Here is a 19,222-nt window from a genome sequence, read left to right on the forward strand (position 1 = left end):
ATGACTTCGTCACTCTTCGCTGCGGAGGAGGAGACGAAGTCGAACGACGAGGGTTAGTGCGCGATGTCTTCCTGACGGACGAACATGTTGCCCCAGGCGCGGTCGATCAATTCGGGCGTCATCTGATAGGGGATATTCTCGAACTCACAGACCGAGATCATCTGGTCGATCAGGAAGACCGGCTGATAGTTGGCGTAGTTGTTCTCGATCGTCGGGAACTTGACCTTCATCAGGTACATCAGCGCCTGTTCATCAAGCGGCATCTTCTTCTTCCGCGCGACCATGGCGAAGATCTTCAGGAAGTTTTCCTGTGACGGCCCGTCGATCTTGATCTTGAAGAAGATCCGCCGCAGGGCCGCGCCGTCGAAGATCTGGTTCGGGTGGAAGTTGGTTGAGAAGATGACCAGCGTGTCGAAAGGCACGGTGAATTTCTCGCCCGACTGCAGGGCAAGGATGTCGCGGCTTTCTTCCAGCGGCACGATCCAGCGGTTGACGATCTTTTGCGGCGGTTCGGCCTGGCGACCAAGGTCGTCGATGATGAAGATGCCGCCGGTGGCTTTCAGCTGCAGCGGCGCCTGATAGGTGCGGGCCGTGGGGTTGTAGGTCAGGTCGAGCATTTCCAGCGACAATTCACCGCCGGTGATGACCGAAGGACGCTCACAATAGACATAGCGGTTGTCGTATTTGTTCGACGTGCGGCGCAGGCTGTTCGGGTCATCCACGTTCGACTCGGCGGCTGTGTGGACGATGGGGTCATAGACCGAAATGATCTGGCCGGAATATTCGATGGCGCGGGGCACATAGACCTTGTCGCCCAAGGCGGCGCGGATGCCGTGGCTGATCGAGGACTTACCGTTGCCGGGCGGGCCGTACAGCAGGATGGACCGGCCCGAGGTGACGGCGGGGCCAAGGTTGTCAATCAGGTCGGGCGGCAGGATCAGGTGGCCCATGCCGGACAGAAGCTGTTCCTTGTTCAGTCGGATGTCGCGGACCGACTGGCGCTTGATCTGGACCGAGTATTGCTCCAGCGGGACGGGCATCGCGCCGTAGTATTCGGACTGTGACAGGGCATCCAGCGCGCGGGCCTTGCCGGCGTCGGTCAGTTCGTACCCCATCTCATTGCCAGCGGTGGCATGCATGGTGCCGGTCGCCGTCAGCAGTTTCTGGGTCCGGGCGAGGTCAACCAGTTCCTGGGTGAGGGGCACCGGCAGGCAGATCACCTTGGACAGGTTGGACACCTGATCCTGGTTGGTGCGGAACATGGACTTCAAGAGAATGTCGCGCATCATCACAGTGGAGAGGCCGGTATCGGCCAGACTGCGGGGCGACGAGGGTGCCGTGACGTTCGACACCGGGGCTTCAGCGTTCATTCGACCGGCTCCGTGGACAATAGCGGCGGACTACGTAGATTTGCAGGCTAAAGCGGACTTGTGTCAGACTTGCGGCCAGATGGCGGCAACAAGATAGAAGACCACAATCCCCGACAATGCAAATCCAAGCGGAAAGTAGCGCCGCTCGGTCCAGCTTTTCCAGTCTGGAGTCATGTTCCGGACCGCGGGGATGCCCCGCATGATCCGGTGGGTGATCAGTGCGCCGAGCAGGCAACCGGCGATCAGCATGAGCAGCCACAGGATGTCTGCGCCAACAAAGATTGGCGCCATGGCGGCCGTATATTTGGCGTCGCCAGCGCCAAAAGTGCCGGTCGTATACAACAGGTAGCCTGCGACCAGCACAATCGCCATCAAGGCAAAGCCCCAGAACCAGGCCGTCCAGGTGGCCACCGCAAGCCACCCAAGCAGGGGCCAGACGGCGGCAAGCGCAAGAACCGCGTTGTTCGGAATTTTCATCCGCTTCATGTCGTTGACCGACGCCCAGATGGCGATGGGCAGGACCGGGACCAGAAGGATCAGCGCGCCAGTCGGGGTAATCATCAGAGCTGCACGTTCGAATCAAGGGCCTCAAGGCTGCGGCTTGCGGCCTCGAAATGCTGGGGGTGAGTGTCGATGGCTTGTTGCAACAGGCCCTTGCCCACCGTGACGTCGCCCTGCTTCACGGCGGCAAGCGCCATGGAATACAGAAGCTCGGCGCGTTCGGTCTGGGTCATCCGCACCACGGGCAGGTCGTACTTGCGCTGTGCGGCCCGGGCCAGAACGAGGTTGTTCTTGGCGGTGAACATCGAAGGGTCGTGGGTCAGGGCTTCGACAAACAGCTTTTCCGCCCCGGCATGTTCGCCGCGGGTCAGTTTGGAAAAGCCCCAGTTGTTCAGCGTGCTGGCCGGGCGCGTGGTCAGACCGACGGCGATTTCATAGAAACTGTCGGCCTTCGCCCAGTTCTTGTCCGCGTCGGCGACCATCGCCTCGATCCGGTAGCGGTCGAAGCTTTCGTGGGTGGGGGGGATCAGGTTCAGCTCGGCCTTGGCAGCGTCCCACTGGTTGGAGCGGATCAGCGCATCTGCCAGCAAGACCCGATCTTCCGCCGTGGCTTCGCCGGAATCGACGATCTGGCGCCAGATCACCGCTGCTTCCGACGGTTTCTGGGCGCGGGTGAGTGATTTTGCCAACCCGCGTTTCAGGTCAATCCGGTCGGGCTTCTGCTGAACGGCGCTGGTAAAGTAGACGACCGCCTCATTCGGGTCGGCCACTGTCAGCATCACATCGTTCAGGTTGGATTCATCAATGACGTTGACGTCTTTCAGGGCCCGTTGCACCTGCGCATCTGAATTCTGCTGACAGGCCGACAGGAACATTGTGCCGCCAAGGCACAGCACAACTAGACCAGAGTGGCGCATCTTTCGCGTCCTTTTTTGTAGACTGCTCGGTTCTTACTGCTCGGAATCCCTTCCCCTAAAGCTGCGTGAGGAGGACATATTTGCCCTTTTCACGCCGCACGAGGCGGAACTCACCTTCTTCTTCATCAGGACTGTACACGACCGCTTCGGTTGCGGCGATAGCGCGCATCAGATTTTCGCGGATCGAGTCCGTTTGGCCACTATCCTGCGCGAAAGCCTGCTGGAAGACGAGCCGCGCCTCACCCAGCTTGCCGCGTTCCATCAGGACGACGCCAAGATTGTTCATGGCGGGAACGAAGGTCGGGTCTTCCTCAAGCGCGCGGCGCAGCATCTTTTCGGCCTGGCCCAGACGGCCCAGCGCAAGGTTGGCGGAGCCGATGGCGGACAGGGTGTCGATCGTCGCGCCTTCTTCGGCGGCGGCGCGGTAATAGGCCTTTAGCGCCAGTTCGTATTCCTGGGCTTCCATCAGGCGGTGGCCAACGGTCAGACCGTCGACCGCATCACCGCGGCCATCGACACCATAGGGCAGGTTGCGAGACACCCCACCCGAGGGCGCGCAGGCAGACAGCGCGATGGCTGCAAGCAGTAGCGCAGAAATCTGGTGGCGCACGTCGACCCTTCTTTTGCCCTTCAGCCGGGCCGCATTTCCATCAGCATCGTCGCGATCCCGTGGATTGACGGGCCGATAAGGATGACCAGCAGCGGCGGAACCGTGAACAGCATAGTGCCAAGGGTCAGCTTGGTAGGCAACATGTTTGCCTTTTCTTCCGCCCGCATGATGCGTTTGTCGCGCATGTCGGCGGAATAGACACGCAGGGCTTCGGCGACCGAGGTGCCGAAGGTGGCGGATTGCACCAGCGTGGTCACGAAAGAGGCCACGTCGGGCACACCCACGCGTTCGGCCATATCCTTGAGAACCGAGGTGCGTTCCTTGCCGGCCTTCACCTCTTGCGCGACCATGTCGAATTCATCGGCGAGGGCGGGATAGCCCATGCGGCTTTCCTTGCCGACGCGGATGAGGGATTGGTCCAGCGACTGGCCCGCTTCGACGCAGACCAGCATCAGGTCAAGCGCGTCAGGGAAGCCTTCGATGATCTCGGTCTGGCGCTTCTCGACGCGCTTGTCGACCCAATAGCGCGGGATGTAATAGCCAATGGCGCAAGGCAGAAGCGCATACATCAGCATGGAGTTGGTGGTCAGTTCGCCGTTGATCGATTTGACCAGCGCCATGATCAGGCCGACGATCAGAAAGCCGATGCCCAGCAGAAACTGCATCGCATGGAACATGCGGACCGAGTTCTTGTTGGTATAGCCCGCGCGCAGCATCTTCAGCTTGGCTGCCGAAAGCTCGTCCTTCTTCTGGGGCTCCAGAAAATGCGCGAAGCGTTCCAGCTTGTCGACCTTTTCGACCCGCCGCAGGGCGCGCTTCTTTTCGCCGTCGCCAAGGCCCGGCTGTGAGTCCTTGAGTTCGCGGAAGCGGTCACGCTGACGCTTCATCACCGTGGGCAGGGCGATGAGGATCAGCAGCAGCCCCAGAAACCCGACCGCCATCAGCGGGCCAAGCGGACCCAGGGTGTCGATCAGCATGGTGTTGACAGCAGAAAACGGGTTCATGGTGTTCCCCCTAGACCTTGATGTTGGTCATCACCTTCATGAAGATGATGTTGATGAGCAGGAAAACACCGACGAAAAGCGCCGCCGGAATGAAGGCAGACGTTTCGCGCACGCCGTCATAGTAGTCAGGCTTGATGACGATGATCATCAGCAGCGCGACGATCGGGAAGGCTGACAGGAACATGCCGGACCATTTCGCTTCGGCCGTGATGGCGCGGACGCGGCGGAACAGCTTGAAGCGGGCGCGGATCACCTTGGACAGGCCGTCCAGAATCTCGGCCAGGTTGCCGCCTGAGGTTTGCTGGATCGTCACGGCCACCGCGAGGAAGCGCAAATCCTGACTGTCCATCCGTTCCGCGAAGGCCTTGAGCGATTCAGTCACGTCGCGGCCATAAGCGGCCTCATCCGCGATGACACCGAATTCCGAGCCGAGCGGATCGGGAATTTCCTTGGCCACGATGCCGATCGCAGCCGAGAACGGGTGACCGACGCGCAAGCTGCGGACCATCAGTTCGATGGAATCGGGCAGCTGTTCTTCCAGCAGCTCCATCCGCTTCTTGGCCTTCTTGTTGACCCAGAAATAGACCCCGCCGACGCCCATGACGATGCCAAGGATGACCCGCACCCCAACCGTGGCGCTGGTGAAGAGCGTCAGCATGAGGAAGGCCAGAACTGCCACCACGCCCATCACTGCGATCAACTGTTGCGGCGAGAAGGCGATGTTCGCGCGCTGCGCCTTCTTGGCGAAGACCGAGTACAGCGGGATGTTCTTGGCGTTGAGGTGCTGGTTCATCTCCTTGCGGAGCTGCTCCAGAACCTGTTCGCGGTTGGCGTTTTTCTCAAGCAGGGTCAGCCGTCGGCTGAGCCGGTTGTTCAGGCTGATCGATTTGCCGAAGACGGTCAGATAGATGCCTTCGACGATCACCACGACGGCGACGAAGATCAGGATATAGATCAGGGGTGCTGCGCTGATTTCCATGTCTATGCTCAGATAATCGGTTCGTAGATCGACGCGGGCAGGTCAAAGCCCCACTGGCGGAACCGGTCTGAATAGGAAGACCGGATGCCGGTCGCGTTGAACCGCCCGATGATACGGCCGTTGGGCTCGACCCCAAGGCGTTCAAAGCGGAAGACTTCCTGCATCGAGATGACCTCGCCTTCCATCCCGGTGATTTCAGTGATCGAGGTCATGCGGCGCGTCCCGTCCTGCAGACGGCTGGCCTGCACGATCAGGTTGACGGCCGAGGCGATCTGGGAACGCATGGCTTTCAAGGGCATCTCGATCCCGGCCATGGCGACCATGTTTTCGAGACGGCTGATCGCGTCGCGCGGGTTGTTGGCGTGGATCGTGGTCATGGATCCGTCGTGGCCGGTGTTCATCGCCTGCAGCATGTCGATGACTTCCTCACCCCGGGTTTCCCCCACGATGATGCGGTCAGGGCGCATACGAAGGGCGTTGCGCAAACAGTCGCGCTGGGTGACGGCGCCCTTGCCTTCGACGTTGGCGGGGCGGCTTTCCATCCGGCCGACGTGGATCTGTTGCAGCTGAAGTTCGGCGGTGTCTTCGATGGTCAGCACGCGTTCGTGGTTGTCGATGAAGGAAGACAGTGCGTTCAGCGTGGTCGTCTTACCCGAACCCGTACCGCCCGAGACGATGATGTTCAGCCGGCAGGACACGGCGGCCTGCAGGTAGGCGGCCATTTCATCGGTAAAGGCGCCAAAGCGGACAAGGTCATCAATCCGCAGTTTGTCCTTCTTGAACTTACGAATGGATACCAGCGACCCGTCCACCGCGATCGGCGGGATCATGCAGTTGAAACGGCTGCCGTCGGTCAGGCGCGCGTCGCAATAGGGGTTGGATTCGTCAACCCGGCGGCCCACAGCGGAGACGATCTTGTCGATGATCCGCAGCAGGTGGCGTTCGTCGCGGAAGGTGACGTCGCTGAGTTCCAGTTTGCCCGCACGTTCCACGAAGATGCGCCGGGGGCCGTTCACCAGAATATCGTTGATCGTTTCGTCTTTCAGAAGCGGTTCAAGCGGACCCAGGCCCATCACCTCGTCGTAAAGCTCTTGCGTCAGGGCAAGTCGGTCTTCCTTGTTCAGCGCGACGGACATTTCGTCCAGCGCTTCACCGGTGAGGTTCGCGATTTCCTGGCGCAGGTTCTGCTCGGTCGCCGATTCCAGCGCGGAAAGGTTGAGGTCTTCCAGAAGGCGCTTGTGAATTTCGACCTTAAGCTCGGTCAGGCGTTCCTTGCGTTTCTTGTCGCGGTCGGCTGCCAATGCCTCGGCTGCGGTCTTTTGCGAAACAGGTGCTGCGGCGCGGGCGCCGATGCCTTGCTTTTCGGCGACGGCAGTAGCGACAGGGGCCGGCGTGCCCGCGCGACCGGGCGGGTTGGTCTTGGAGAAGCGGCTAAACACGGGTCAGTCCCCTTTTTGTCACGCCCTGCCGACTTCGGCAGATTTGTTAAGATCGTACAAAGACTTGGCAAGTTTCTGCAGTTCCTTGCGCAGCGGGTTTTTCGCTGCGTTTTCCGCAATCGGCAGGCCGTGGTCGTTTGACTGGGTCACCTGTTCGCCGCCGTCGGGCAACTGCACCTCGATGTCGATATCAAGGCTTTCGGCCATCCGCTTGACGCGGGCCTTGGCCGAGAGGTCGGTGAACTTGGGCGCGCGGTTCAAGACGTAGCGCACCTTGTCATGCGGCAGCGCTTCGGCCTTCAGGGCCCGGATGAAGCGAAGGATGTTCTGGGCGGACCTCAGGTCAAGCTCCAGCAGCGCAAAGTAGACATGGGCGCGGTTGAGGACCGCTTCGGTCCAGCCGACCACGGTTGACGGCATGTCGACGATGACGAAATCAAAGTTGGCCTGCGCCATGTCCAGGATGCGGCCGATGTCGTCGGGCGTCATCATCTCAAGCGGCAGCATGTCGGTCGGCGCGGTCAGGACGTGCAGCTTTTCGTTGAAGGTCAGCATCGATTTGATCAGGCTGTCGGAATCGATGCTGCCGGTGTCGCTCAGCACCTCAAGCACGGCTTCCTTGCGCGGCAAGTCAAGGTAGGTGGCGATGGACCCGAACTGCAGGTCAAAATCGATGATGCAGACCCGGGTTCCGGTGCCTTCGGCTTCCGGCACAAGGCACAGTTCCCACGCCAGGTTGGCCGCAAAGGTCGACGCGCCAACGCCGCCAGCCATGCCATGCACGGGCAGGATCACACCGTTGCGGTCACCCTTAGGTTTGGTCAGGCCAGTGAAAGCGCCGGTTTCGGGGTCATAGCCTTCGGGCATGACCATGCTGGGCTTGCGCAGGCGTTCGATCGCCTCGTGCAGGGCGCCCTCGGGCAGGGGATAGGGCACAAAGTCATCAGCGCCGAGTTTCAGCATCTGGTGCAGGACAGACGGGCTGACCTGATTGGCGATGAGCAGGACCTTGATCTTCTTGGCCTTGGCGGCCTTGATCACGTCGTTCATCTTCGACAATTCGCTTTCGTCCTCGCTGTCCACAGCGATGGCGACGAACTGCATTCCCGAGCTGTCGGGCTGTTTCAGGAAGACCAGCGCATCTTCGAAATTCAGGTCACCCCAGGCTTCGCCCAGTTCCTGTTCCATATCGTCGATGAGAAGATCGAAACGCTGGACATCCCGCGAAATCGTGCAGGCCAGGATCGGCGCGGGATCACTTTGTACCGTGGCTTTGCTCGTCATCTCGCGTCACGTCCTTTCAGTTCTTGGGCCAAAGTCATGGACCACCCAACGATTGTGGCAAAGAAAATGCCGAAATCAACCGACTCAGGATTATGGTCATGGACCGTAAGCCACCGACGCGACCTTGGTCAGGAATGGTGGCGAGATTTGGGCTAAAAATGCCTGATTCTAGGATTTCACCACGATATGGAAACGAAAAGGCCGGGCGAGGGCCCGGCCTTTCCAAACTTTGTGTTTTGCGGGCTCAGCCGCCGCCAGCCACTTCGCTTGTCGTGCCGCCGCCTTCCGGATGCGGGCGGGTAGCGCTGTCCACATACTCGCGCCAGATGATAGCTGCATACTTGCCGTTCAACACCAGCGGGTGCGATTCGACGAAGCCAGAGACCTCGGTCACCGTACGGCGGTTGCGAACCTCGGGCTGGCTGGTCTGCACGATGGGCCGTGTCTTGCCGTAGGACACCACTGCCTCAAGCCGCGATTTCGACACGCCGAGCGAGGAGAGGTAGGCGACCGCAGCCTGCGCCCGGCGCAAGCCGAGACGCTGGTTGTAGCCGGCCGAACCGACGAGGTCGGTGTGGCCATAGACACGGAACCGCACTTCCGGGAACTGGCGGATGAAGTCGGCCTGCCGCTTCAGAATGGTGCGGGCCTCGCTCGTCAGTTCGGAGCTGTTGAACTCGAAGTTGATGGTGTCTTCCACCTCGGCATTGAAACGTTCGGCCAAGGCGACCGTGTATTCGATCTGACCCGTCTGGATCAGAACGTTGTTCATCGTGGCATTGCCGAACTGGCCCTTGTCCACTTCGGAGCCAAGCTCCTTGTCCCACGTGGTTCCCGATGTTCCGCAGCCGGCCAAAGCGAGGAGGCTAGAGGCAGCGAACAGCTTGATAAGCGTTCCGGTCATCGTCTTACTCCATCACATAGCCGTAGGAGGTGCTGAAATCCTGACGGGCCACTTCGCCCGCAGCACCACCCGGGTTCTTGGCGACAGTGCCGAACAGGAACAGGTCACGTTCCGTAGGGATGCGGACACGGTCAGTCGGCAGAGCCAGCGCCTCGCCCGAGACGGGCGTGACCAGATGCGGCGTGACGATGATCACCAGTTCCGACTGGTTGCGCTGATAGTCGGCGCTACGGAACAGTGCACCCAGGATCGGCACGTCGCCAAGCCACGGCACCTGCGTGTTCAGATCGCGGAAGTCATCCTGCAGCAGGCCGGCAATCGCAAAGCTTTGGCCATCACGCATCTCGACCGTGGTCGAGGTTTCGCGACGTTTGAAGCCGAGGATGTCGATGTCACCGTTGGTGAAGGTCAGTGTCGGGTCAACCGACGACACGGCTGCGTTCAGCGTCAGGTTGATGATGTCGCCATCAACGACCGTCGGGGTGAAGTTGAGTTCCACACCGAAGGGCTTGAATTCGACCGTGATGGTGTCGTTGGTCTGCGCCACGGGCAGCGGATATTCCCCGCCCGCCAGGAACCGCGCCTCTTGCCCGGAAAGGGCCGTCAGGTTCGGTTCAGCCAAGGTGCGCACCATGCCCTTGGTTTCAAGAGCTTCAAGCGCCACTTCGAAGGCGAAGTCGCCGACCCCGAAGTTCACGCCGATGCCGCCGAAGGCGCCTGCGACACCGCCGCCACCGCCCGCGGAGCCGCTACCATCGGTGCCGACGCCGCTTACCGAAAGTGACCCACCCAGGGCCTTGCCGACCGACCGCTGCATTTCGGCGAAGCGGACCTTCAGCATGACCTGCTGCGTACCGCCAACCACCATCAGGTTCGACACCCGGTCTGGGGCGTAGCGGTTGGCCAGATCAAGTGCCCGGTCCAGCTTGGCCGTGGAGGATACCTGGCCTGAAAGGACGATCCCGTCATTGGCGGTGCGAACTTCGATCTGTTCGCCCGGAAGGATCTGCTGAAGCCTTTCCTTGAACTCGGCAATGTCGGGCGTGACGTGCACGTCGACGTTGGAGATCAGTTGCCCCTCTGGCGACAATAGCGTGAGCGTCGTGCGCCCAGGTGCCTTGCCGAGGACGTAAATCGAGCGGTCCGACAGAGTTGAGATGTCAGCAATACCCGGGTTGGCAATCGACAGTTCCGCAAAGGGAACGTCGCTTTCAACCACAACGGCCCGATTCATCGGAACGTTCAGTGCGCCAGACGCCTGACCCTGCATGACGCGCAGGACTTCGGCGGAGATTGGCGTCATGGCAGTGGATGCAAGACATGCACCCACGATACCCGCAACTAGGATTCGTTTCATGTTCATTGTGATCTGCCCTTTCGACCACGCCTCGGTTGGGTCTTGGATGCCCTTATCGACGGCAGAATGCAGGACACACGCTTTATTTGCAAGAATCAATTGGTTGGAAGGTTTTGTTGATGTGGATAAACTGCAACAGATCGCAATGGGTTGGAAAATGAATGGGGCGCGACCCCATATCCTGTGGCCGCGCCCCCCCAATTTCGATCGCTGGTCAGTCCTTGCAGGGAATGACCGTTTCGACGATTTCACTACCTTTGCGTGCAGTGATCGTGCAAACCTTCTCGACCTCCGGGGCGGCCTCGACGACCGCTTCTTCGCGCACGATGCCAAGCATGGTGTCGGTGTCGATCTCGATCCGTTCGGTGACGGTTTCCGTGCCGTCGCCGACCAGCGACATTGAAAGCTGCCCTGTTGCCTGGGCTTGTGCAAGGCGCGCCACCTGTTCCGGGGTCGCGGCCACTGTTACTGTTCTGGCATTAGTGCCGGTGGCCAGCTCGCCGCCGGAAAAGGTGTTGTCGACCGCAATGATTTGCATCGAGCTTTCAATAAGCCGCGTCACGTTGCCGTTGACGCCACTGATGCCGCCCGTCCAGTAGATGTCGATGAAGCTGTCCGGCTGGACAAAGCCCGCAACGCCCGAGGCGACGCCGACGCGGATCTGGAAGGCGCGCATCCCCGGCTGCAGTTTCGCGGTCAGGCCTGCAAGTTCACCAGGTGCAGTGACGCGGCTGGCCAGAACGGGTTCAAACGCCTCGGTCGCGCGCATCACATAGCGCGGTCCGGGGGCATTTTCCGGGAACAGCTCGGCCGGATCGCGGAAGATTGCTTCTGGCAGGGCCTGTTCCGGCCAGTAGATCAACTGGACATCTTCAGGCGTCAACGGATCGCCATAGGCCATCTGCCTGTTGAACACATAGACTTCGACCAGTTTGCCGGCCGCCGCGTTGAAATCGCGCTCGCGCTGCAAGAGCGCCTCGGTCTGCGCGATATAGCCCTGGATCATATAGACGGCAGCGCCCGCCAGGGCCATGCCGACGACCAGGACCAACCCGAATACTGCTCTCATACCGTTCCCCTAAGTTGCCTGTACGTCGCGACGCGACCTGTCAGCCTTCAAGTTAATGCGACAAGGGCGCCCCATCAAGCCAATGGCTGGGCGCCCTGCGTGCCGATAGTGGTCAGGACCTACTCCAGAAATTGGTGATACAGTCCGATCGTATCACCGATATAAATGGCCATGTCGACAATGGCGCTCTGGATCGGGGGCATCACGAACACCGCGAACACCACGACGCCGGCCGTCAGGACGACCCAGTCGACCGTCACGGCACCGTCTTCGTCACCGAGAAAGCTTTTCACGCCCTTCATTCCGGCACCCCGTCCCTGGCTACAGGTTCTGCTGCATTCACCTGACCCTGCTGTCCGATTGCGGCGAAACTTTAACCAAGTTCAGACAATTGATAGCAGTTTCTTGCAAGTGTCCCGGTTGACCAAGCCGGTGTCCAAAAGAAATCGACCGCGCCTTTTCACAGGCGCGGTCGTAAAGACCAGAATGGTCAGTTCAAATTATGGGGTGCCAGCGGTCTTCATTTTAGAACCGGCTTTGTTGATCTCGGTGCCGATGTCGTTTGCCAGCTGCGAAATGGCGGGCTGGATGAAGGTGAAGACCACCAGGCCCAGGCCAACGATAGCGGCGGTCAGAACCACCCAGTCAACGGTCACAGCACCGGTTTCGTCATTCAGAAAAGCGGAAAACTTGGTCATGGTCATATCCTTTGCTAAGGGGCTCTACAGTTTCGCAACCGCTCCGGCTTGGCCATCTTGTTCGCCGCTTCCGTTCGGTATGAGCACATATAGACGGGTAATCGTGGCATCAGTTTGGACGGTACGGGCTAAATCGCATTCGCGTGACCGTATCCTTCGCGAAGGTGCTAGAGCACTGAAAACAAAGGAAAGAAATCTTAACCGTGATCTGATCTGGTGGCATCCGAGCGTGGTTTTTCGGTCAATTCTGGCGGAAATGCCATGATTCCCCTGTGAAAAGGCTGGTCCGGAGGCACCGAAGCTGCGATTCTCTGGCAAAAGAACAAAAGAGCAGGCACCCGCAGATGCGGTCATACCCCCGGTTTATCGCAGTGATTCTCTGCGTCATCGCGCCTTGCGGCGCGCTGGCCGAGGATTTCAGTTTCAAGCGCGTCAAGGTGGGCGAAGGTCTGCCCGGCAAGCGCATCACCGTTCAGATCGATCCCGAGGAACAGGCGCGCTTTCTGGCAGCGCTGCCCAAGGTTGACCCCCGTCCCGAACGCAGCGAAGAAACCACAGTGGCCGACAAGCCAGATGCTGCGGGGGAGGGGCTGTCGCCGGGGCCCGCGCCGAGCTCCTCCTATGCATGGTTCTGGGATGAGGTGCCGCCCGGATTGTCCGACGCCTCGGGCCGGTTTGACACGGCGCTGGCCATGCTGTCGCGCGGCCCGGATGGCAGCACTGTCCGCGCCCCGCGGATGCAGCATTTGCAGGGTGTGGCCGAAACCTACGGAACCGAGATCCTGAAGGCCACCATCGGCACCGATGTGTCGCCCGCGCTGGTCCTTGCGGTGATCGGGGTTGAAAGCGCTGGTCAGTCGAATGCGGTAAGCCATGCCGGAGCGGTGGGGCTGATGCAGCTGATCCCCGCCACGGCGGAACGCTTCGGGGTGAGCGACTCCACCGATCCCGCGCAGAACATCAAGGGCGGCGTGGCCTATCTGGACTGGCTTCTGGAGGAGTTCGACAACGACCCGCTGATGGCGCTTGCCGCCTACAATGCCGGCGAGGGGGCCGTGCGCGCCAATCAGGGTGTGCCACCCTATGCGGAAACGCGCGACTATGTGCCCAAAGTGCTGGCAGCCTGGCAAGTTGCGCAGGGCTTGTGCCTGAGCCCGCCACAGCTTGTGACGGACCCTTGCGTGTTCAAGGTGATCGCGACGGGCGGGTAAGCCCGGGCGTCCGGATCAGACGAACACATCCGCCCATTCGGGATGCTTCTTGCGCGTCGCATTCACGAAGGGGCAGAGCGGCACGATCTTCACGCCTTCCGCCCGCGCATCTTCGACCAGCCGCATGAACAGGGCCAGACCGGCGCCCGTGCCACGAAAGGCATCGGGCACAGCGGTGTGGTCGGCGATGATCAGTGTCGGCGTGGTGATGGAATAGGTCAGTTCCGCCTCATCCGATCCCTGACGGATGACGTAGCGGCCCTTGGTGGCGCCGTGTTCGCGGGTGATTGCGAAATCAGCCAACGATCGTCGCCTCGGTCGCGGCGCGTAGGTCTGCTTCTGACACGCCCTCGGCCAGTTCCACGATCTTCAGGCCGCCGGGGACCACATCCAGCACACCAAGGTTGGTGATGATGCGGTTGACTACGGCCTTGCCGGTAAGGGGCAGGGTGCAGGCTTTCAACACTTTGGATTCGCCATGCTTTGAGGTGTGGTCCATCACCACCACGACCCGGCCGACACCAGCGACCAGATCCATCGCGCCGCCCATGCCCTTGACCAGTTTGCCGGGGATCATCCAGTTCGCAAGATCGCCTGCCTCCGAAACCTCCATCGCGCCAAGGATCGCCATGGCGATCTTGCCGCCACGGATCATCGCAAAGCTGGTGGCGCTGTCGAAATAGGCGGTCTGTGGCAGTTCGGTGATCGTCTGCTTGCCGGCATTGATCAGATCGGGGTCTTCCTCGCCTTCAAACGGGAAGGGGCCCATGCCCAGCATGCCGTTTTCGGATTGCAGCGTCACATGCACCCCTGCCGGGATATAGTTCGCCACCAGCGTCGGGATGCCGATGCCAAGGTTCACATAGGTGCCGTCCTGCAGTTCCTGCGCCGCGCGGGCGGCGATCTGGTTGCGGTCCCACATCAGACGGACTCCTTCTTGCGGACGGTGCGCTGTTCGATGCGCTTTTCATGGGCGCCCTGCACAAGGCGGTGCACATAGATACCGGGCAGGTGGATCGTGTCGGGGTCAAGCGATCCCAGCGGCACGATTTCCTCGACCTCGGCGACGCAGACCTTGCCGCAGGTGGCGGCGGGCACGTTGAAGTTGCGCGCGGTCTTGCGGAAGACAAGGTTGCCCGACGGATCAGCCTTCCAGGCCTTGACGATGGCAAGATCGGCCACGATCCCGCGTTCCAGGATATAGGTCTGGCCGTCAAAATCGTGATGCTCTTTACCCTCGGCGATCACGGTGCCGACGCCGGTCTTGGTGTAGAACCCCGGGATGCCTGCGCCGCCCGCCCGCATCCGTTCAGCCAGCGTGCCTTGGGGGTTGAACTCAAGCTCCAACTCGCCCGACAGGTACTGGCGCATAAATTCTGCGTTTTCGCCGACGTAGGACGAGATCATCTTCTTCACTTGCCGGGTTTCCAGCAGTTGGCCAAGGCCGAACCCATCCACGCCGGCATTGTTCGACGCCACGGTCAGCCCCTTCACGCCGTTGTCGCGGATCGCCGCAATCAGCAGCTCGGGGATGCCGCACAACCCAAAGCCCCCGGCTGCGATCAACATGCCGTCGTGCAATACCCCGTCAAGGGCTGCGGCGGCCGATGGATAGACCTTGTTCATCTGTTTCCCCCTTCGCCCGACCCAGGCGCAAATCCTTGGGCGCCATATGGGCAACGCTGATTGGCGAAGTCAATTGCCGCGATGCAGCACAGCGTCAGACCAGCGGCAGGCGATTGAGGAAGGACGTGCCGTTGTGCTGGATGTAGTCGATCTGCACCTTCCGGTCGTCGTCGCCCTTCCAGAACTGGCCGTCCTGATACCACGTCAGTTGCAGGCCCAGATTTTCATCCGCCACCCGCAAGGCCGCGGCGCGCAGGGCGGGGGGGAAACGGCCGGGCCACTGGTCGCACAGCGCCACGAAGCGGGTCAGCGCCTCGGTCCGGCAGGCGATGGGGGTTGACTGACGGCGCCCGCGGTAGGCGTCCTGTTCGATGATCGCGCTGACCAGATCGGTCAGATAGCCGGTCAGCCGCGCTTCGCCGATCAGGCCGCGGGCGGCGGCTTCGCAGGCGGCATAGGCCATCCAGTGGCTTTGTTCGGGCACGCCATAGCGCCGGGCGACCAGCGCCTCGGCCGTGGCCAGAAGGTCCGGGTCGGTGCGGCCGGTGATGAACAGGCCGAACAGCACCTCACCGGTATAATAGTCGCTTCGGAACGGCAGGACGGTCCCATCCGCGATCAGGCGCTTGTGCCGGAAGTCGAGCCCGTCGATCTGCGCCAGCGCATAGGTCTGCAGCCCGTCAACCGTCGCATCAAGGGAAAGGGTGCCTGTGTCCAGCCCACGCGGCAGGGCGCGGCGATACTCCTCCAGCATCAGAAGGGCCAGACCGATTCCGCCGGTCTTGACGGCACCGTTCGCAACCAACGCAAGGCTTGGCTGCGCAATCCAGGACGGGCGTTCCATCTTGCGGACCGCATAGCCCAAGGCCCGCGCCAGGGCCGAGCGTTGGTTGGGGGGCAGGTCCAGCCCAAGTTCATTGACGGCGCGCAGCATGAACCAAAGCGTTCCGCAATGGCGCAGCATGTTGTAGCCATCCATGACCACGTCGGGCTGGCCCGCAGGGTGGGCATAGACGAAGCGGCCGTTGCCGCCCACCAGCCGAAGCAGATGCGACAGGCTGTCCATCACGACATGGCGGCAATCATCAGGTGTCAAGGCAGGGGCTGGGGTCATGCGAGATCTCCTGTCGCCACTTTGGTCAAGCCGGGGCCTGCTTGTCAAATCGCCCGCGATCCCATGGCTTTTGCCTTTTCGCGCCCGGCAAAGCCGCTATGCTGCGCAGCGACCGTCCGGGCGTTCGCCCGACCGTCACAGGCCCGCGTGGTGGAACGGTAGACACAGGGGACTTAAAATCCCTCGGCTGCAAGGCTATGCCGGTTCAAATCCGGCCGCGGGCACCATTTCCCCTTTTGGAAACAAGCTGCTGTCTGAAACCTGAGGCGACAGAAGTGGCCCTGCTTCGTCGCCGTTGCTTTGCCCACTGTCCTGCGAACGCGGACATTCTTGTCTGAAATGCCGATCTGTGGCACCATCCTCATATATTGGTTTTAGAATCTCTTTGTCTTTGTGTGACCGACCGTCTCTTCAATCAAGGGGTCGCTTTATGCTTGGAAATTTGTCTCGTCCTTTGTTTGTGATCGCCAGCCTGACTTTGATGGCGGCCTGTGTTGAACCCGCCCCGATGGCCGAAAAGAAACCTGCACCGAAAGCCGCGGTTGCGGCGCCGACGGTCAAGAAACCGGTGGCTGCCGCGACGGTGGTGAAAAAGCCGGCCCCAGTCATCGATTTTGATGATCGAGGCGAGGGTGGTGGAGGTGGCGGCAGTGGCGGCGGCGGCGGCGGCTGGACCGGTTAGATGGTCAGCCATCGAAAATGGGCATGTGGCACACTGGCAATGCTGGTCATGGCCGCAATAGCCTTGCCAGCGGCATCGCAGGAAGATGGCTCCAGCCCAAGCCCATTTCCTGACGGCTATGTTTCGTCCAATGTGCGAAAACTGGAAGTGGACGCCAAAGGTCCGCGCCAGAAATATGCCATTGTGATCGGCAACCAAAGCTATGCCCACGCCCCAAAATTACCGAATGCGTGGAACGATGCCGAGGATGTCGCCGATGCGCTGGCCGGGCAGGGTTATGACGTCACTCTGCTGAAAGACGCGTCGAAGCGGGATTTCGAAGGGCTGATGCAGCGCATCCTTTTCGATGTCGACCGCGAGACCGAGGTCTTGTTCTACTACGCGGGCCATGGCGTGCAGGTCGGGTCAGAGAACTACCTGATTCCGACCGACGCCCAGCTTGACCAGATCGACGATTTGCCGTTCGAGACCGTGTCTGTCGGCAGTTTGGTGTCGATCATCGGCGCGCGTGCGCGGCTGCAGATCGTCATCCTTGACAGTTGCCGGAACAACCCTTTCGCCGGGCTGCAGGTGCAGAACTCCCTTGGCCCGGATGTGCGCGAAATTGAAACCGGCTTTGCGTCACTGGCGGCACCGGTGAATTCCTACCTCGTCTTCTCAACCTCGCCCGGTGAAGTGGCGCTGGATGGCGCGGGCGAAAACAGCCCCTTCGCCACCGCCTTCCTGCAGGCTGCGGCCTTGGGGTCGGTGCCCGTGACCGACGTTTTCGAAGAAGTGCGGCGGAGCGTCTTTATCGAGACCGAGGGCGTTCAGGTGCCTTGGGACAGCTCCACCATGGTGGAAGAGGCGACCATCGCCTCGGCCGGGGCCAGCTTGGCTGCGGCAGATGCCCCAGAGGGAGACGGTGCCTCAGTCGGGCGGGGCCTGACGCTTTTCGCCAGCTCCGCCGAGTTCCTGCCGATGGATGCAGAGCTTCCCACCCCGGATGTGCAGATCACGGCGCCGCTTGCCCCGGCTGTCCCCATCGGCGCGACCCTGATGGCCGAGCTGAACCTTGCCCCCACCGACCGGATTGATCTGACCGAACCGCCCCGTGGCGGACGGCTTGTGCTGCTGGATGACCGGGGCGTTCAATCGGCCCCGCTGTTCCCCTTGTCCGCCCCGGATGCGGCGCGACTTGCCTTCGCCTATGTCAACGGTCCCGTGGGGCAGGCGGGCCAGGGCCCGGTGCTGAAGGCGCAGTTCAAAATCGACCTGAACGGCAGCCCGAAGATCATTCAGGTCGACCTGTCGCCCGACCCCTGCGATATGGCGGCAGCGGATCATCTTGACCCCGAAGGCGCAGGCTTTGCCCGCTTCGCCAACGAGATCGAGCCAGAGGCAGCGCTTGAGGCCTGCAAGGCCGCCGTCGCGCGTGATCCGGCAAACGCCCGGTTCCAGTATCAGCTTGGTCGCGCCTACAATGCGCTGCGGCTTTACGACGAAGCCCGCGCTGCATGGGACAAGGCGCGCGAAATGGGCCATTCCCGCGCGTCCTATGCCATTGGAAACGCCATCCTGAACGAGGCCCGCACGACCGGCGGCTCGGCCATCGAGGCAGCCCCGGAGGAAGCGCTGGCCTATTACCGCGAGGGCGTGCAGCTGGGTGACCCCTACGCCTTCTACGCCCTTGGCCGGCAACTGGTGCGCTTTGGACAGACCGATCAGGACCGGCTTCGCGGCTATGACCTTTTGATGCGCGCGCTTGAGGTTGGCCATACCTACGCGATGAACGAACTGGGGTATTTCTACCTTGATGACACAAGCGAATATTACGACCCCACCCGTGGCCTGCGCTACCTGAACGAAAGTGCCGCGCGGGGCGATATCTACGGCTACAACAACCTTGGCCTTGTCTACATGAACGGGCTAGGCGGCCAGAAGGAAGACGCGGCCCTTGCGCTTGACTGGTTCACCAAGGCGGCGGACGGCGGTCATCCGAACGCGCCGGGCAATATCGGTCGGCTGATCGCAACTGGCGCGCTTGGCAAGAAGGCTGATCTTGGCGAAGCGGTTGACTGGTTCGACAAGGGCCTTGAACGGGGCGACGCGAATGCCGGGGCCTATGGTGCCTACCTGATCCTGTCTGAAAACGCAGGTGGTCTAAGCCTTGTCGATGCCGCCTATCGCGCTGGCCGCGCCGCCGCCTTGCGCGACAAGGTGTCAGTCGAGCGGGCCCGTCAGGTGCTTGATGCCATCCCGGCCGAGCAGATCGATGAGGCGGCACAACGGCTTTTGCAGGCGCTTGGTGCCGATATCACCCCGGATGGCGCGTTCGGAGCGGGCAGCGAAGCGGCCTACAAGGCCATTGCCGACCAGCAGGGCGACACCACGCTTGAAACCGACCCGGTGGAGCGCCTTGTCGACATCGCGCGGCTTCATTGGTCGACCACGCCGTTCCGCGTCGACCTTTACTGA

General features: G+C 61.3%; 20 protein-coding genes and 1 tRNA gene. 4 read left to right on the top strand and 17 right to left on the bottom strand.

The window, feature by feature from the left end; translation table 11 throughout:
• Positions 1-53 precede the first annotated feature (53 nt).
• The 13 genes from EI545_RS15665 to EI545_RS15725 all read right to left on the bottom strand — a co-directional run bounded on the left by EI545_RS15665 (position 54) and on the right by EI545_RS15725 (position 12,132).
• A complete protein-coding gene (locus EI545_RS15665; protein WP_125326333.1) occupies positions 54-1,370 on the bottom strand; it encodes a P-loop NTPase and SpoVK domain-containing protein in 1,317 nt (438 codons plus the stop codon).
• Between the two features lie 63 nt (positions 1,371-1,433).
• Positions 1,434-1,931: a prepilin peptidase gene (locus EI545_RS15670; protein ID WP_245990105.1), complete on the bottom strand. Its 498-nt coding sequence runs from the start codon at positions 1,929-1,931 to the stop codon at positions 1,434-1,436.
• Positions 1,931-2,788 (bottom strand): tetratricopeptide repeat protein, encoded by an 858-nt coding sequence (locus tag EI545_RS15675; protein ID WP_125326334.1) that lies wholly within the window; start codon positions 2,786-2,788, stop codon positions 1,931-1,933. Before EI545_RS15675 ends, EI545_RS15670 begins: the two co-directional genes overlap by 1 nt.
• 55 nt (positions 2,789-2,843) lie before the next feature.
• Positions 2,844-3,398: a tetratricopeptide repeat protein gene (locus EI545_RS15680; protein WP_425471579.1), complete on the bottom strand. Its 555-nt coding sequence runs from the start codon at positions 3,396-3,398 to the stop codon at positions 2,844-2,846.
• 20 nt (positions 3,399-3,418) lie between these two features.
• Positions 3,419-4,402: a type II secretion system F family protein gene (locus tag EI545_RS15685; RefSeq protein ID WP_125326335.1), complete on the bottom strand. Its 984-nt coding sequence runs from the start codon at positions 4,400-4,402 to the stop codon at positions 3,419-3,421.
• 10 nt (positions 4,403-4,412) lie between these two features.
• Positions 4,413-5,381 (bottom strand): type II secretion system F family protein, encoded by a 969-nt coding sequence (locus EI545_RS15690; protein WP_125326336.1) that lies wholly within the window; start codon positions 5,379-5,381, stop codon positions 4,413-4,415.
• 8 nt (positions 5,382-5,389) lie between these two features.
• Entirely contained in the window at positions 5,390-6,820 is a 1,431-nt protein-coding gene (locus tag EI545_RS15695) for a TadA family conjugal transfer-associated ATPase (RefSeq protein ID WP_125326337.1), read from the bottom strand.
• A gap of 18 nt (positions 6,821-6,838) precedes the next feature.
• On the bottom strand, positions 6,839-8,104 hold the full coding sequence (locus EI545_RS15700) for a CpaE/TadZ family protein (RefSeq protein ID WP_125326338.1): 1,266 nt from the start codon (positions 8,102-8,104) through the stop codon (positions 6,839-6,841).
• 244 nt (positions 8,105-8,348) lie between these two features.
• Positions 8,349-9,008 carry an OmpA family protein gene (locus EI545_RS15705; RefSeq protein ID WP_125326339.1) on the bottom strand — a complete coding sequence of 220 codons (660 nt, stop codon included), beginning with the start codon at positions 9,006-9,008 and terminating at the stop codon, positions 8,349-8,351.
• A 4-nt stretch (positions 9,009-9,012) separates the two neighbouring features.
• Entirely contained in the window at positions 9,013-10,371 is a 1,359-nt protein-coding gene (locus EI545_RS15710) for a type II and III secretion system protein family protein (RefSeq protein ID WP_125326340.1), read from the bottom strand.
• A gap of 208 nt (positions 10,372-10,579) precedes the next feature.
• Positions 10,580-11,434: a Flp pilus assembly protein CpaB gene (gene cpaB, locus EI545_RS15715; protein ID WP_125326341.1), complete on the bottom strand. Its 855-nt coding sequence runs from the start codon at positions 11,432-11,434 to the stop codon at positions 10,580-10,582.
• A gap of 119 nt (positions 11,435-11,553) precedes the next feature.
• Entirely contained in the window at positions 11,554-11,736 is a 183-nt protein-coding gene (locus tag EI545_RS15720) for a hypothetical protein (RefSeq protein ID WP_125326342.1), read from the bottom strand.
• 198 nt (positions 11,737-11,934) lie between these two features.
• Positions 11,935-12,132, bottom strand: coding sequence for a hypothetical protein (locus EI545_RS15725; RefSeq protein ID WP_125326343.1), 198 nt, complete (start codon positions 12,130-12,132; stop codon positions 11,935-11,937).
• A 344-nt stretch (positions 12,133-12,476) separates the two neighbouring features.
• Between EI545_RS15725 and EI545_RS15730 the strand changes: the two genes are divergently transcribed.
• Entirely contained in the window at positions 12,477-13,343 is an 867-nt protein-coding gene (locus EI545_RS15730) for a lytic transglycosylase domain-containing protein (protein WP_125326344.1), read from the top strand.
• Between the two features lie 15 nt (positions 13,344-13,358).
• Here the strand turns inward: EI545_RS15730 and EI545_RS15735 are convergent, their stop codons facing one another.
• From EI545_RS15735 to EI545_RS15750, 4 genes are all read right to left on the bottom strand, one after another.
• Entirely contained in the window at positions 13,359-13,646 is a 288-nt protein-coding gene (locus tag EI545_RS15735) for a GNAT family N-acetyltransferase (protein ID WP_125326345.1), read from the bottom strand.
• Positions 13,639-14,268 carry a 3-oxoacid CoA-transferase subunit B gene (locus tag EI545_RS15740; protein ID WP_125326346.1) on the bottom strand — a complete coding sequence of 210 codons (630 nt, stop codon included), beginning with the start codon at positions 14,266-14,268 and terminating at the stop codon, positions 13,639-13,641. The genes EI545_RS15735 and EI545_RS15740 overlap by 8 nt, the downstream gene beginning before the upstream one ends.
• Positions 14,265-14,969, bottom strand: a complete 705-nt coding sequence (locus EI545_RS15745) for a CoA transferase subunit A (RefSeq protein ID WP_125326347.1) — start codon at positions 14,967-14,969, stop codon at positions 14,265-14,267. Before EI545_RS15745 ends, EI545_RS15740 begins: the two co-directional genes overlap by 4 nt.
• Positions 14,970-15,063: 94 nt before the next feature.
• Positions 15,064-16,083 (bottom strand): hypothetical protein, encoded by a 1,020-nt coding sequence (locus EI545_RS15750; protein WP_125326348.1) that lies wholly within the window; start codon positions 16,081-16,083, stop codon positions 15,064-15,066.
• Positions 16,084-16,224: 141 nt separating this feature from the next.
• Here EI545_RS15750 and EI545_RS15755 point away from each other — a divergent pair.
• From EI545_RS15755 to EI545_RS15765, 3 genes are all read left to right on the top strand, one after another.
• Positions 16,225-16,310, top strand: a tRNA-Leu gene (locus EI545_RS15755).
• A 203-nt stretch (positions 16,311-16,513) separates the two neighbouring features.
• Positions 16,514-16,765, top strand: a complete 252-nt coding sequence (locus tag EI545_RS15760) for a hypothetical protein (protein ID WP_125326349.1) — start codon at positions 16,514-16,516, stop codon at positions 16,763-16,765.
• A gap of 48 nt (positions 16,766-16,813) precedes the next feature.
• Complete coding sequence (locus tag EI545_RS15765; protein WP_164517318.1) at positions 16,814-19,222, top strand: caspase family protein; 2,409 nt, start codon at positions 16,814-16,816, stop codon at positions 19,220-19,222.

This window comes from Tabrizicola piscis, from assembly GCF_003940805.1.
GTDB lineage: Bacteria > Pseudomonadota > Alphaproteobacteria > Rhodobacterales > Rhodobacteraceae > Tabrizicola > Tabrizicola piscis.